Origin of the sequence: Achromobacter sp. D10 (genome assembly GCF_035282245.1) — a bacterium.
GTDB lineage: Bacteria > Pseudomonadota > Gammaproteobacteria > Burkholderiales > Burkholderiaceae_B > Achromobacter > Achromobacter insolitus.
In genome coordinates, this window is record NZ_JAYJLE010000016.1 from 15,454 (window position 1) to 28,810 (window position 13,357).

At 67.1% G+C, this 13,357-nt stretch carries 12 protein-coding genes; 4 read left to right on the top strand and 8 right to left on the bottom strand.

The window, feature by feature from the left end; genetic code table 11:
- Positions 1 to 10: 10 nt before the first annotated feature.
- Positions 11 to 721, bottom strand: coding sequence for a Crp/Fnr family transcriptional regulator (locus VCS63_RS27490; protein WP_323881610.1), 711 nt, complete (start codon positions 719 to 721; stop codon positions 11 to 13).
- 162 nt (positions 722 to 883) lie between these two features.
- Between VCS63_RS27490 and VCS63_RS27495 the strand changes: the two genes are divergently transcribed.
- A complete protein-coding gene (locus VCS63_RS27495; protein WP_063640422.1) occupies positions 884 to 2,539 on the top strand; it encodes an acyl-CoA synthetase in 1,656 nt (551 codons plus the stop codon).
- 36 nt (positions 2,540 to 2,575) lie between these two features.
- The gene (locus VCS63_RS27500) at positions 2,576 to 4,345 is read left to right on the top strand and encodes an acyl-CoA dehydrogenase (RefSeq protein ID WP_323881612.1); all 1,770 of its coding nucleotides are present in this window, start codon (positions 2,576 to 2,578) and stop codon (positions 4,343 to 4,345) included.
- Positions 4,346 to 5,304: 959 nt separating this feature from the next.
- Here VCS63_RS27500 and VCS63_RS27505 read toward each other — a convergent pair.
- Complete coding sequence (locus tag VCS63_RS27505; RefSeq protein ID WP_416379213.1) at positions 5,305 to 6,528, bottom strand: MFS transporter; 1,224 nt, start codon at positions 6,526 to 6,528, stop codon at positions 5,305 to 5,307.
- Between the two features lie 129 nt (positions 6,529 to 6,657).
- Here VCS63_RS27505 and VCS63_RS27510 point away from each other — a divergent pair, with 129 nt between their 5' ends.
- Entirely contained in the window at positions 6,658 to 7,113 is a 456-nt protein-coding gene (locus VCS63_RS27510) for a winged helix-turn-helix transcriptional regulator (protein ID WP_063959553.1), read from the top strand.
- 10 nt (positions 7,114 to 7,123) lie between these two features.
- On the opposite strand, the gene VCS63_RS27515 is transcribed toward VCS63_RS27510, so the two are convergent.
- From VCS63_RS27515 to VCS63_RS27530, 4 genes are all read right to left on the bottom strand, one after another.
- Positions 7,124 to 8,089 carry a pyridoxamine 5'-phosphate oxidase family protein gene (locus VCS63_RS27515; RefSeq protein ID WP_323881614.1) on the bottom strand — a complete coding sequence of 322 codons (966 nt, stop codon included), beginning with the start codon at positions 8,087 to 8,089 and terminating at the stop codon, positions 7,124 to 7,126.
- A gap of 30 nt (positions 8,090 to 8,119) precedes the next feature.
- Complete coding sequence (locus VCS63_RS27520; protein WP_076812576.1) at positions 8,120 to 8,758, bottom strand: glutathione S-transferase family protein; 639 nt, start codon at positions 8,756 to 8,758, stop codon at positions 8,120 to 8,122.
- Positions 8,759 to 8,863: 105 nt separating this feature from the next.
- Positions 8,864 to 9,769, bottom strand: coding sequence for a LysR family transcriptional regulator (locus VCS63_RS27525; protein ID WP_112965306.1), 906 nt, complete (start codon positions 9,767 to 9,769; stop codon positions 8,864 to 8,866).
- Positions 9,770 to 9,922: 153 nt separating this feature from the next.
- Complete coding sequence (locus tag VCS63_RS27530) at positions 9,923 to 10,813, bottom strand: LysR substrate-binding domain-containing protein (protein WP_042793025.1); 891 nt, start codon at positions 10,811 to 10,813, stop codon at positions 9,923 to 9,925.
- 128 nt (positions 10,814 to 10,941) lie between these two features.
- On the opposite strand from VCS63_RS27530, the gene VCS63_RS27535 reads away from it, so the two are divergent.
- Positions 10,942 to 11,616 (top strand): flavodoxin family protein, encoded by a 675-nt coding sequence (locus VCS63_RS27535; RefSeq protein ID WP_042793024.1) that lies wholly within the window; start codon positions 10,942 to 10,944, stop codon positions 11,614 to 11,616.
- Here VCS63_RS27535 and VCS63_RS27540 read toward each other — a convergent pair.
- Both VCS63_RS27540 and VCS63_RS27545 read right to left on the bottom strand, forming a co-directional pair.
- Entirely contained in the window at positions 11,532 to 12,368 is an 837-nt protein-coding gene (locus VCS63_RS27540) for a helix-turn-helix transcriptional regulator (RefSeq protein WP_175200142.1), read from the bottom strand. The genes VCS63_RS27535 and VCS63_RS27540 overlap by 85 nt on opposite strands.
- A gap of 21 nt (positions 12,369 to 12,389) precedes the next feature.
- Entirely contained in the window at positions 12,390 to 13,343 is a 954-nt protein-coding gene (locus VCS63_RS27545) for a proline dehydrogenase family protein (RefSeq protein WP_323881616.1), read from the bottom strand.
- Between the last annotated feature and the right edge of the window lie 14 nt (positions 13,344 to 13,357).

Below are 13,357 nucleotides of genomic sequence, written 5' to 3' on the forward strand. Positions count from 1 at the left end.
TCCGGCGCGCTCAGATCTGGTCCAGTCCGTACTGGCGCAGGCGGTCCAGGTCCAGCACCTTGATCTGGTTGTAGGCCAGTGCCAGGATCCCCTGGTCCGCCAGCGTCTGCAGCGCCTGGTTGACCCGCTGGCGCGACAAGCCAGTCAAATAGCCTAGCTCTTCCTGTGAAATCGCCAGCGTCAGATCGGTGGACGGGTACAGCTGCGGATTGAACAGTTGCGCCAGCGACTGCGCCACCCGCGCATCCGCATCCAGCAAGCGGTGGTTCTGGATAGAAGCGATGAACTCGCCCATGCGGTTATTCAATTGGCCGATGACGAAATGCGAAAACGGCAGGCTGGCCGACAACAGCGCATGGAAGGTGGCCGTGGGCACCAGCATCACCAGCGACGGCTGGATCGCCACCACGTCGTACTTACGCAGTTCCCGCTTGATGACGCTGCCCTCGCCAAACCAGCCGCCGGGCGGCACGCCCGAGAACGTACAACTGCGGCCCGACTCGTTGTAGATGGCCAGCTTCAACAGGCCCGAATGCACGCCCAGCCAATAGTCCGAGGGCGCGTTGCGCCGCGCGATCCACGCCCCGTTGGCCACGTGCTCGGCGCGTGAGGTCGCCAGCACCAGATCCTGGTGGTCGGCTTGCAGCGCAGCAAACCAGGCGCAAGCCTCGAACAGGCCGGACAGCTCCGCGGCGGAAACGATGTTTGAAACGTCGGACATGGAAATTACCGTGTAAAACTGCGAGATACGGGGTCGGCCGGCGGTCTGTCATGCAGGCGACAGACAGCATTTTCGGCGCCCCCGTAAGCTAGGGCAAGCGACGGGGATCAAACTCCCCGCACACGGATAAGGGACGCCTGCGCGTCCCGACAGGAGACAAGCATGAGCGGAATGTTCGATCGCGGCCTTGCGCGCCGCGACGCCAACTACGAAGCCCTGACCCCGGTGGACTTCATCGCCCGCGCGGCGCAGGTCTATGGCCAACGGCTGGCGATCGTCCATGGCAAGGTGCGGCGCAACTGGGCCCAGACCTATGAACGCGCCCAGCGCCTGGCCGGCGCGCTGGCGCAAGCCGGCATCAAGCGCGGCGACACCGTGGCAGTCATGCTGCCCAACATTCCCGCCATGGTCGAGGCTCACTTCGGCGTGCCCATGCTGGGCGCGGTGCTCAATACCCTGAACACCCGCCTGGATACGCCCAGCGTGCTGTTCATGCTGGGCCATGGCGAAGCACAGGCGCTGATCGTGGACACGGAGTTTGGCGAGCTCGCCCAGCGCGCCCGGGCGGAGTTCCCGCAGCTGAAGCTCATTTCCGTGCACGACCTGGACACCGCGCCTGCGGAACTGCCCGGCGCAATCGACTACGAAGCATTCCTGGCCGGCGCGCCCGAGCGCTACGACTGGAAACCGCCCGCCGACGAATGGGACGCCATTGCGCTGAACTACACGTCGGGCACCACCGGCGATCCCAAGGGCGTGGTCTACCACTACCGCGGCGCCTACCTGAACGCCATCAGCAACATTCTTGAATGGGACATGCCCAAGCATCCGGTGTACCTGTGGACGCTGCCGCTGTTCCACTGCAATGGCTGGTGCTTCGCCTGGACGGTGGCCGCGCGCGCCGGGGTTAACGTGTGCCTGCGCAAGTTCGACCCGCAAACCGTGTTCGACCTGATCCGCGCCGAAGGCGTGACGCACTATTGCGGCGCGCCCATCGTGCAGAGCGCGCTGGCCAATGCGCCGGCCGACATGCGAGCCGGCATCAGCCACACAGTGCGCACCATGGTGGCCGGGGCCGCGCCCGCGCCGGCCGTCATCGCCAAGATGCGCGACATCGGCTTCGAGCTGACCCATGTGTACGGGCTGACCGAGGTCTACGGGCCAGCGGCCGTTTGCGCCCGGCAAGAGGCCTGGGACGCGCTGGACGAAGAAGAACGCGCGCTGCGCAATGCGCGCCAGGGCGTGCGCTACCACCTGCAGGCCGGCGTGTCCGTGCGCAACCCCGACACCATGGAAGAAGTGCCCGCCGACGAGCAGACCGTGGGCGAGGTCATGTTCCGCGGCAACATCTGCATGAAGGGCTACCTGAAGAACGAGCGCGCCACCGAGCAAGCCTTTGCCGGAGGCTGGTTCCGCACCGGCGACCTGGGCGTCATGACGGCCGACGGATACGTCCGCATCAAGGATCGCAGCAAGGACATCATCATTTCCGGCGGCGAGAACATTTCCAGCATCGAAGTCGAAGATGCGCTCTACCGCCATCCCGCCGTGGCGGCGGTGGCCGTGGTGGCCATGCCCGATCCCAAATGGGGCGAGACCCCTTGCGCCTTCGTCGAACTCAAGCCGGGCTGCAGCGCCACCGCCGAAGAGATCATCGCGCACTGCAAGCTGCTCCTGCCCGGCTTCAAGGTGCCGCGCGCGGTACGCTTCGGGGAACTGCCCAAGACCTCGACCGGCAAGATCCAGAAATTCGAATTGCGCGCCGCCGTCGGCGCGACCAAGGCCATCGACGTGGCCGGTTCCGGCAAGGCCGGCTGATACCCACGTCCCCATCCCTCCAGGAGCTCCGACGCCATGACGTACCAAGCCCCCGTGAAAGACATGCTGTTCGTGCTGAACCATCTTGCCGGCCTGCCGCGCGTCGCCGCGCTGCCCGGTTTCGAGGAGGCCACGCCCGACACCACCCAGGCCGTGCTGGAAGAATCCGCGCGTTATGCCGGCGATGTGCTGGCTCCGTTGAATCACACCGCGGACCGCGAGCCCAGCGCCTGGCGAGATGGCGCCGTGACTACGTCGCCGGGATTCAAGCAGGCCTTCCGCCAATACGCCGACGCCGGCTGGCAGGGGATGACGCATCCCGCCGAATATGGCGGCCAGGGCCTGCCAGGACTGATCGGCTCGCCCTGCTCTGAAATGCTGAATGCCGCCAATCTTTCGTTCGCGCTCTGCCCGCTGCTGACCAACGGCGCGATCGAGGCGCTGCTGACCGCCGGTTCGCCCGAGCTGAAGGAACGCTTCATCGGCCCCATGATTTCCGGACAGTGGACCGGGACCATGAATCTGACCGAACCGCAGGCGGGCTCGGACCTGGCCATGATCCGCTCGCGCGCGCAGCCGGCAGGCGACGGCACCTACCGCATCTCCGGCACCAAGATTTTCATTACCTACGGCGAGCACGACCTGGCCGAGAACATTCTGCACCTGGTCCTGGCCCGCCTGCCCGATGCGCCCGAAGGCGTCAAAGGCATATCCCTGTTCCTGGTGCCCAAGTTCCTGGTCAACGAAGATGGCACGCTGGGCGCGCGCAACGACGTCCATTGCGTGTCCATCGAACACAAGCTGGGCATCAAGGCCAGTCCCACCTGCACCCTGCAATTCGGCGACGCGGGCGGCGCGCTCGGCTATCTGGTGGGCCAGGAGAACCGCGGCCTGGATGCCATGTTCATCATGATGAACGCCGCCCGCTACGCCGTGGGTGTGCAAGGCGTTGCCATCGCAGACCGCGCCTATCAACATGCGCGCGCTTATGCGGCCGAACGCGTGCAGAGCCGCCCGGTGGACGGTTCATCGAAGGACGCGGTGCCCATCATCCAGCATCCCGACGTGCGCCGCATGTTGGGCACGATGCGTGCACTGACCGAGGCCGGCCGCGCGCTGGCCTACTACACCGCGGGCCACGCCGACCTGGCGCATGCCAGCCCGGACGCCGAAGCCCGCAAACGCCATCTTGCGGTTCAGGAGTACCTGGTTCCCATCGTCAAGGGCTGGTGCACCGAGATGTCCATCGACGTGGCCAGCCTGGGGGTGCAAGTGCATGGCGGCATGGGCTTCATCGAAGAAACAGGCGCGGCGCAGTACTACCGCGATGCGCGCATCCTCACCATCTATGAAGGCACGACCGCCATCCAGGCCAATGACCTGGTGGGCCGCAAGACCCTGCGCGATGGCGGCGCGGTGGCCCGCGCCCTGCTGGCCGAAATCGGCAAGACCGAAGCCGCGCTGGAAGCCCGCAGCGAACCTGCCGCCCGCCTGATCCTGACGCCGCTGCGCCAGGCCCGCGCGGCGCTGGCCGACGCCATCGACTTCGTCCTGGCCAACGCCGCGGCCCGTCCGAATGCGGTATTCGCCGCCGCCGTGCCCTATCTGATGCTGGCGGGCACCACGCTGGCCGGTTGGCAAATGGCGCGCGCGCTGTTGGCCAGCCTGGACCTGCGCCAGGAAGATCCGGCCTTCCACGACGCCAAGATCGCCACCGTGCAGTGCTACGCGCTGCATAAGCTGAGCCAGGCGCCAGGACTGGCGGCGGTGGTCACGGGGTCTGGGGAGTATGAGGTGCAGGCGTGACAGCCGCTGAGTGACGGGCTTGGTCTGAAATAGTTAGGCTGTCGCGTTCCAATGCTTCGTAGGCCGCCCGTCGGCGCGGGCGCCTGAGGGGCGGGCGCCCACGATTGCGGTCCGGAGCCTTCGCTCCGGACTTCCCCCTTGTCATCTTCGTCCAGGCCTTCGGCCTTCCCTTCAGATTCCCGCGGGCGCATCGAGGTTGCCCACCCCTCAGGCGCCCGCGCCGACGGGCTACTTGAATCTTGGACTGATGCGCTGCTGGAGCCGTGGTCAGGGACGATTCTTATACTGCCCGCCATTCTCGGCCGCGCGGGCGGCCGAGAATGACATACGCGATTGCTTGAATTTCGATTGTGTTCACCGGCGCGAATGCGGTGAACGGTTTGCTATTGGTCGCCAGCTATTGGGGGGTGGGCGGTGATGGGTGGCGCGCGACGGACAGCCGCTAACGCATGCAGACCCGGACGCGCGCCACCCATCCGGCATCCGCGTTGAGTGGCGATTACTGGCAGACCGGCGCGTGGCCATCGTCACGACACCGCGCCTCACAAAATCGGACCCGGTTCTCACTTGCCATACGCATCACCACGAGAACGCCCCGCCACCAGCGCGCAGCGCCATCGCGCGACGCAAGACACGGCGTAAGCCCCAAAAGGCCGCCCGCGCGGCCGGCCTGGGGCGGGCCCCGCAAGACACGCCAACCCCACTCGTTCGTGGCCAGAACGCCAAGCACACCGCCCGCCCCAGCGCCCGTGAAGTTTCAACCAGCCGAGCCTGTCGCGTCGGGGGCTCGCGAGGCGCGGGGCGTCGATAAGCCCGAGGGAATCGGAAGAAAAGGCCGAAGGCCTGGACGACGATGACGACGGGGCAGTCCGGAGCGAAGGCTCCGGACCGCAATCGTTGCCCCGCGCCTCGCGAGCCCCCGACGCGACAGGCGTCTCAAGAACCCACCAACCAGCAACCTAAGAACCAACCAACAACCGCTCCCCCCGCGGCACCGTCACCACCCAGAACGCCAACGCCGCAACACTGATCCCCGCCCCCAAAACACACACCCCCAACCAACCCGCCTGCGCATAAACCACCGTCGATGCGATAGACCCCAGCCCACTCCCCACCGCATAGAACATCATGTAGGCGCCGACAAGCCGGCTATGCGCCTGCGGATTCACGCTGAAGATCATGGCCTGGTTGGTCACGTGCAAGGCCTGCAAGGCAATATCCAGGACCAGCACTCCCAGGGCCAGCAACCACAGACTCTGCTCCAGGAAGGCGATGGGCACCCAGGCCAGGCACAACAGCGCCAGGCCCACTGCAGTCGTCCGCTCGCCCTGCCCGCTATCGGCAAGACGGCCGGCTCGCGCCGCCATCAGCACGCCCGCCACGCCGACCAGCCCGAACGCGCCCACCGCGCTATGCGTCAGCGAATGCGGCGGCGCGCTCAGCGGCAGCACCAGTGCAGTCCAGAACGCGCTGAAAGCCGCAAACATCAGCAGCGCGATCATGCCGCGCACGCGCAGCACGCGTTCGGTGGCAAGCAAGCCATAGAGCGAGCGCAGCAGCGCCCAGTAACCCAGATCCACCGAAGGCAGCCGGCGTTGCGGCAAACGCCGCGCCAGCACCACGGCCAGCACGGCGGCCACAGCCGCCGACACCACGTACACCGCACGCCACCCCCACAGGTCCGCCACTGCCCCGGCGAGGGTGCGCGCCAGCAAGAGACCTATCACTACCCCACCCTGCGCCGCGCCCACCACTCGGCCGCGCTCGCCCGGCGCGGCCAGCGCCGCGGACAGCGCCAGCAGACCTTGCGTCATCGCCGTTCCGAGCAGCCCCAGGGCCACCATTCCCATCAACAGCCAGGGCGTGCCCGCCGACAAGGCGACGGCCGCCAAGGCCAGCACCAGCAACGCCAATTGGCCCAGCATCAGGCGCCGGCGGTCCAGCAGATCGCCCAGAGGCACGACAAACAGCAGCGCCAGCGCACAACCCAACTGCGTCGCCGTCACCACGATGCCCACCGCGCCTTCGGCGATACCGAACTCGCGGCCAATGGCGTCCAGCAGCGGCTGTGCGTAATACACATTGGCCACGCTCAAGGCGCAGGCCACCGCCAGCAGCATCACCAACGATCTAGGCATGGGCGCTTGAGGCCCCGATTGGGCAGGTTCAGGTCTGGCTGGCATCGCTCACTCCATTCTGGTTGCTTTATAAAACCAGAATAATAGTTTTAGAGGTTTTATAATGCAACCGAAATCTAGATAAGCCCGCCGTTGCCACCCCCTAAGCGTCACTTTCCTCGACAAGGATCCGACATGGTCAAACGCACTAGTCTCGAAGGCGCCGCCTGCCCGGTTGCGCGCTCCCTGGACGCGATCGGCGACTGGTGGTCGCTCTTGATCGTGCGCGATGCCTTCGACGGATTGCGGCGTTTCGGCGAACTGCAAAAAAGCCTGGGCGTGGCCAAGAACATCCTCAGCGACCGGCTGCGCACATTGGTTGCGCACGGCATCCTGGAGGTGGCGCCAGCCTCCGATGGCAGCGCATACCAGGAATATGTGTTGACGGATAAGGGCCGGGCGCTGTTCCCGGTGATCGTCGGCTTGCGCCAATGGGGTGAAGACCACTATTACGGCCCCGCCGAACCCCATTCCACCCTGATAGACCGCAAGCGCGGCCAGCCGGTGCGCAGGCTGGAAATCCGGGCGCAGGACGGCCGGCTGCTCGGTCCGGACGACGCCGTCGTCCAGAAGACCGCCATTCCCGGCTAGCGCGAATACGCTACGCCGCCCGCGGCCACTGCCCCGTCGCCAGCGCGGTGGGAGAATACGAATCGAAGCGCCAGCGCAAGGCCAACGCCCCCGGCCGGCGTACCACGCGCCGCGCCCGCACCCGCCACAATCGTTCGGCGCCATCGAACCGCTCGATCTCGGGGCTGTCCAGGATCACTTCGGCAGCGCCCGTCAGCTGCAGTACGTCGCCGCGCTCGAAATCGATGAACAGCAGGCCGGCCCGCGGATTGAGCATCATATTGCCCAGCGTGTTGAAGAACCGGTTGCCGGAAAAGTCCGGAATGGTCAGCACGTCGCCATCGACCCGCACGAATCCCGGTTTGCCGCCGCGGTGCGAAACATCGACCGCGCGGCCGCCCTCGTCCGCGTAGGTCGCCACGAAAAATGTGTCGGATCGCGCAATCAGCGCCCGCGCGACATCGTCTAACCCCTCTCGCTCCTGCGGCGCGCCAGGAAAGCGCAAGGCGGGCGAACGCGAAAAGTGGAACTCCCGCGCCTGGATGTACTGCGGACAATTGCCAAAGGACTGCGCCACCGCTACGTCGAAGCGCTTGCCGTCCCAGGCCGCGATGCGGCCGTTGGCGCGGTTGCGCCGCCGGGTGTGCAACTCGATTCCCAGCAGGCCCACCTGCCGGTCCGGCCCCAGGCCGGCCAGCAGTGGATCATCGGCATCCGGCACGGCCGCCACGCGCAGGCTGCGCGGATCCGGCGAGGACACGAAACCCGGCAGGCCTTCCAGCACGCCCGCGCAGGGATCGCCCTGCTCATCCACCGCTCCCGCTACCAGGAAGGGCAACTGTTCGAAGAAAATGCGATGCTGCTCCGGCATGTAGTCGCGGATGACTTTGCGCCCCGCCACTTCCATGCGTTCGGCGACACCCGCCTGCTGTTGCAGCAAACGTTCACCGGCATGCCAGGGCGCGGACGACGCGGAGGCGGGTTCTACGTTGGTCATGGCGTTCTCCTTGCGGTCGGCGCCCATGTCTCAGGCGGCCGCCAGGCCCACAGGCGACGATGGCATGGGCGCAAAGCGCGGCAAGGCTTCAATGCGGCTAAGCCACGCACGCACGTGCGGGTAGGCATCCAGCGATACATTGCCTTCCGGCGCGTGCGCCACATAGGTGTAGCAGGCGACGTCCGCGATGGTGGGCGCCTCGCCCGCCAGAAACGGGCGCCCGGCCAGCTCGCCATCCATGACTTGCAGCAGGGCATGCGCCCGGGCCAACGTGCTGTCCACGTCATAGGCGGCGCCAAACAGCGTCACCATGCGCGCCGCAGCCGGGCCGAACGCCACCGGGCCGGACGCCGCCGACAACCAGCGCTGCACCGCCGCCGCTCCCACAGGATCCTCGGGCAGCCAGGCCTGGCCGTTGTAGCGTTTGGCAAGGTAAACCAGGATGGCGGTCGAATCCGCGACCACCACGCCATTGTCATCGATGACCGGCACCTGCCCGAAGGCATTCAGCGCGAGGAATTCGGGACGCTTATGCTCGCCGCCGCGCAGGTCTACATCCACCCGCCGGTGGGGCACTTCGAGCAGGGACAGCATCAGGGCGACGCGGTGGGCGTGGCCGGACAGGGGAAAGCTGTAGAACGTCAGCGCCGGGGTCTGGGCGGTTTGCATGAGTAGGCTCCAAGTCGGATACAGCCTCCATCTTGGGCCGGCGGCCGCCGCCCGTGAACGGCCAGCGCTCGCAAGACACTCTTGCAGTGCCTGAAAGAAACTCCGCTACGCGGGCAGCGTCGCCAGGTCGCGGCGCAGGGCCTCGACGCAGAATTCGACGAAGCTGCGCACTTTCGCCGAGCTCTTGCGGCCTTCCGGATACACCACGTGCACGGGCAGCGGCGGCTGTTCGAAGTCGCGCAGCACCACCTGCAAGGCGCCGCTGGCCAGATGCCGCGCCACTTGGTAGGACACGACCTGCGTCAGGCCCCAGCCCTCGCAGGCCGCCAGCACCGCGGCCTGGAAGGACGTGACGGTCAGCTGCGAATCGACACGCAGGCTCCTGGGCTGGCCGTCCTGCTGGAAGCGCCATTGTGGCGTCCTGCCCTCCATGGCCGCGGTAACCGTGCAATAGCGCTGCAGGGACTCCAGGTCCTGCGGCACGCCATGCTCGCGCAGGAACGCGGGCGCGGCGCAGACCACGCGGCGCACCTGGCCCACCGGCACCGCGGTCAGCGTCGAATCGGGCAAGTCGCCGATGCGCACCGCCACGTCCACGCGCTCATCCAGCAGGTTCACCACACGGTCCACCAACAGCGTGCGCACCGACACTTCGCGATGCGCGCGCAGATAGCCCAGCACGGCCGGCATCACATGCAACTCCCCGAAGAAGGCCGGGGCGGTGATGCTGAGCGCGCCGCGCGGCGCGGCCATGGCGCCGGCGACCGCGTCGTCGGCCTGCTGAACCTCATCGAGAATGCGACGGCAATCATCGGCATAGCGCTGGCCGGCCTCGGTCAGGCGCAGGCTGCGCGTGGTACGCACCAGCAGCAAGGCACCCAGCCGCCGCTCCAGCGCCGAAACGCTGCGCGTGACCGTGGGCGCCGACATCTCCAGGCGCCGGGCCGCCGCAGCGAAGCTCTGCGCCTCGGCCACCGCCAGGAACACGCTCATTTCATGGAATCGATTCACGCCTGGCGGCCTCCGCGCTGATGGTCGGCAAAGAGTAGAAGCGCGCACAGGGGCGCGTCAATCCATCCCTGGCTCCCGAGCCTGCACGAACGACGGACCGCTTTCAGGCCAGTCCGCCCACGTACAGCAGGCGCATCAGTTGCGAGATCTGTCTCATCCCTGGCCCTCGAATTCCTTGCGCAGCCAGTCAAGAAAAGCCCTGACCGGCGGATGCCGTTCGCGGCCCGGCGCGCACAACGCTGTATAAGCCGCTCCGGCCACCCTCACCTCGGGCCGGTACGCCACCAGGGTCCCCGCGGCCACGCTGTCCGACACCATGACGGAGCTTGCCAACACCAACCCCTGGCCGGCGATCGCGGCCTGCAAGGCATAGTGCTCTTCGGTGTAGGCGTGCAGCGCCGCCGGTTGCCGCCAGGCCGGCAGGCCGGCCGCCTCGCACCAGTCCAGCCAACCCTGATCGTACAACTGCGAATCGCGCCAGCGCACCGTCACCAGCGACGGCGCGCGCTTTGCCGGCCGGGCAGCCAACGCCGGCGAACCATACACGCCGAACCATTCCTGCAGCGAGCAGGCGGCGTGCAGCCCCGGCCAGTGGTCGCGGCTGTAGCGGATGGCCAGGTCCACGCTGGCTTCGCGCAGCAGGTCGATGGGTTCAGGGTTGGTGTTCAGGTTTAGCTGGTACTGCGGAAAGGCCGCGTAAAAGCGGCCCAGGCGCGGCACCAGCCACAAAGCCGCGAACGAATGGGTGGTGGATACGGTCAAGGCGCCCGAGGCCGGCGCGGCGCGCAAGGCATCCAGGGTTTGCGCGACATCGAGCAAGGCGTCATGCACGCCGGCAAACAGGCGCGCGCCCTTATCGGTCAGGCGTACGCCGCGCGGCACGCGCTCAAACAGCGCAAACCCCACATGCCGCTCCAGCGCCTTGACCTGATGGGACACTGCCGTGGGCGTTACCGCCAGCTCGGCCGCGGCCAGCTTGAAGCTGCCAAGCCTGGCCGCCGCCTCAAATGTGCGCAGCGCGGTAACAGGTAGCGTGGCGAACATGGAATTCCCGCCCGAGTGGTGAAATTAATTCATCTTACTTAAGGATTCATCGTTTGTCGCCAATGGCGGGAAGTCGCTACATTTTCTGGCAAGCATGGAATCATCCATGTTCAGAACAGGGATCAAACATGAATTCAGATCATCCAATCAAGCGCCTGCTGATCCTGGTCGGCAGCCCTAGACGCGACGGCAACAGCGCAGCCTTGGGCGCGGCCGCGCTACGCGGCGCCGAGGCGGCGGGCACTGCCGCCACGCTGCTGTTCCTGGACGACTACATCCAGTCCTTCCTCCCGGATCTGCGCCACGCATCCGCGCCGCCCGACCGCTATTCCGAGCTGTTCCTGGAACACTTCCTTCCCGCGGACGGCGTGCTCATCTGCACGCCGATCTACTGGTACGGTATGTCGGCGCAGACCAAGGCGTTTTTCGACCGCTCGTTCAGCCACTATGCCGGCCAAGGTCCGGAGCCGGAACGCGTCAAAGAGCGCATGACCGGCAAACGCCTGGGCCTGGCGGTGGCGTCCGAGGAAACCTATCCTGGCGCGGCGCTGGGCATCGTGCACCAGATCCAGGAATACGCCCGCTATACGCACTCGGATTTCATCGGCTATGTGCACGGCGCCGGCAACCTGCGCGGCGAGATCGCGGCGGACCCACGCCAGCCCTTGCAAGCAGCGGCGGACCTGGGCGCCGCGTTCTTTACCCAGAAATATTCGGACTACCGGGTGGAAACGCCGCGCGCCCGCAACGTCTGGGAGTCCGGTACCCCCGCCCTGCGCAGCACGCCCGGCGTGCTGCCGTAAACCTGCTTGAATACGCGGGTCAGATGAGCTTGATCGGCAAAGCCCACGGCGTGCGCAGCGTCCGCCAGCGCCAGGCCATCGCGCAGCAGCACGCGGGCGCGCGCCACCCGCCAGTTGCGCAGCCAGGCCAGCGGTGGCAGGCCGTAGCGCCGGGCGAATTGCTTGACCAGGGTCGTACGGTGGCGGTCCTGCGCCCGGGCCAGGGCCTCGAGGTCCGGCGCGCAAGCCGGGTCCGATGCCATGCGTTCACGCAGCATCGCGCAGACATCGGGCGCGTCGTCTGTCGGAGCCGGCCGGGCCTGCGCATGCGCCGCCAGCAGTCCGAACAAGGCGCTGGAAATGCGTGCACGGCGTTCGGCGTCGGAAATGGCATCGGGCGTGAGCGCCTCCAGCCAGGACCGGCATAGCGCCGGGTTGCGGATGACCGGACCGGCCAGCGAGGCGCCGCCGGCAAACAGGGCAAGCTCGTGGTCCTTGAACCAGGCGGGATCGATATAGGCCATGCGATAGGCCAGCGGCGCGTCCGAGGTGCCGCCAGTGTGGACCTGCCCCGGCGCGATCACCACCAGATCGCCCTCGCCGGCAGTTTCCGGTTCGCCATGCACGGTGAAAGCGCAGTGGCCCTGCGCGATGGCGCCGATGGACCAGGCATCGTGGAAATGCGGCGCATAGCGATAGGCGCGCAAGTCGGCGATCAGCACGTCGCCAGGCAGGCCGGCGCCGCAATGCCAGATGTGTTGGGAAACCGCCATGGTTGGATTTGGGTGGGGCGTCTAGCCGAAGTAGCTCTGGTCCGAAGTCAGCGTGCGGGCCAACAGCAATGCGTTGCGGGGATTCTCGCCCACGCGGCGCACGGCATAGGGCCACCAGTCGCCGCCGAAGGGCAGATAAACCCTGACGTTATAGCCCAAACGGCGCAGCGCAAGCTGCCAGTCCGGGCGCACGCCGTAAAGCATTTCAAATTCAAAGGCTTGCGGCGGCCAGCCTCGTTCCCGCGCCATTTCCATGATGACGCCCGCCAGGCGGTCGTCATGGGTGCCGAAGACGGGTTGGAACCCGGATTGCAGCGCCTCGCGCGACAACATGATAGAGGCGGCGTCCAGATAAGCCTGGTCGATGCGCGCGCGGCCGTGGTGGTCCAGCGCGCGTTCGGGAAACGCGCCTTTGACCAGCCGCAGCGAGGTGCGTTGACGGATCGCCCAGGCCAGGTCTTCCGGCGTGCGGCGCCGCTGCGCCTGCAGGGTCAGTCCAGCCGGCACGCCTGCTTGCAGCAATTCGCGGTGCAACGCGCAGGTGCGGTCGCAAATGGATGAATCTTCCATGTCCAGCACCATCCAGTCGCGCCCCAGCCCGACCGGCCGGCGCACCGCCAGCCCGATGCGCCGGGCGTTGGCCTGGCCCAGGGCGTCATCCCGCATGTAGCCGATCGCCGTGGGATCGACCGATACGTGCACGTCCAACCCTGCCAGATCCAGCGCCTGGCAGGCGCCGACCGCCTGCGCCACGTTGTGTTCGATGGCCTCGGGATCATCCACATACTCGCCCAGGTAGAACAAGGACGCCCGAATGCCGTGCGCCTCGCGCAGCCGGACGGCCGTCCGGACCGCCGCGTCCACGTCCGCGCCGCCGACGAAACGGGCCGCCAGCGGCGTGCGGGCGGCCATGGCCCGCATCGCCCGCCCCACGCCGGGGCTGCGCGCCAGCGCAATGGCGGTTCTCTGGAACATGCTCATCGACTCTC

Excerpts from the sequence above, each read along its gene's own strand:
- VCS63_RS27515 (WP_323881614.1), bottom strand. The coding sequence starts at position 8,089 with ATGACCAACGTAGAACCCGCCTCCGCGTCGTCCGCGCCCTGGCATGCC.
- VCS63_RS27505 (WP_416379213.1), bottom strand. The coding sequence starts at position 6,528 with ATGCCAGCCAGACCTGAACCTGCCCAATCGGGGCCTCAAGCGCCCATG.
- VCS63_RS27530 (WP_042793025.1), bottom strand. The coding sequence starts at position 10,813 with ATGTTCGCCACGCTACCTGTTACCGCGCTGCGCACATTTGAGGCGGCG.
- VCS63_RS27535 (WP_042793024.1), top strand. The coding sequence starts at position 10,942 with ATGAATTCAGATCATCCAATCAAGCGCCTGCTGATCCTGGTCGGCAGC.
- VCS63_RS27510 (WP_063959553.1), top strand. The coding sequence starts at position 6,658 with ATGGTCAAACGCACTAGTCTCGAAGGCGCCGCCTGCCCGGTTGCGCGC.
- VCS63_RS27540 (WP_175200142.1), bottom strand. The coding sequence starts at position 12,368 with ATGGCGGTTTCCCAACACATCTGGCATTGCGGCGCCGGCCTGCCTGGC.
- VCS63_RS27520 (WP_076812576.1), bottom strand. The coding sequence starts at position 8,758 with ATGCAAACCGCCCAGACCCCGGCGCTGACGTTCTACAGCTTTCCCCTG.
- VCS63_RS27500 (WP_323881612.1), top strand. The coding sequence starts at position 2,576 with ATGACGTACCAAGCCCCCGTGAAAGACATGCTGTTCGTGCTGAACCAT.
- VCS63_RS27495 (WP_063640422.1), top strand. The coding sequence starts at position 884 with ATGAGCGGAATGTTCGATCGCGGCCTTGCGCGCCGCGACGCCAACTAC.
- VCS63_RS27545 (WP_323881616.1), bottom strand. The coding sequence starts at position 13,343 with ATGTTCCAGAGAACCGCCATTGCGCTGGCGCGCAGCCCCGGCGTGGGG.
- VCS63_RS27490 (WP_323881610.1), bottom strand. The coding sequence starts at position 721 with ATGTCCGACGTTTCAAACATCGTTTCCGCCGCGGAGCTGTCCGGCCTG.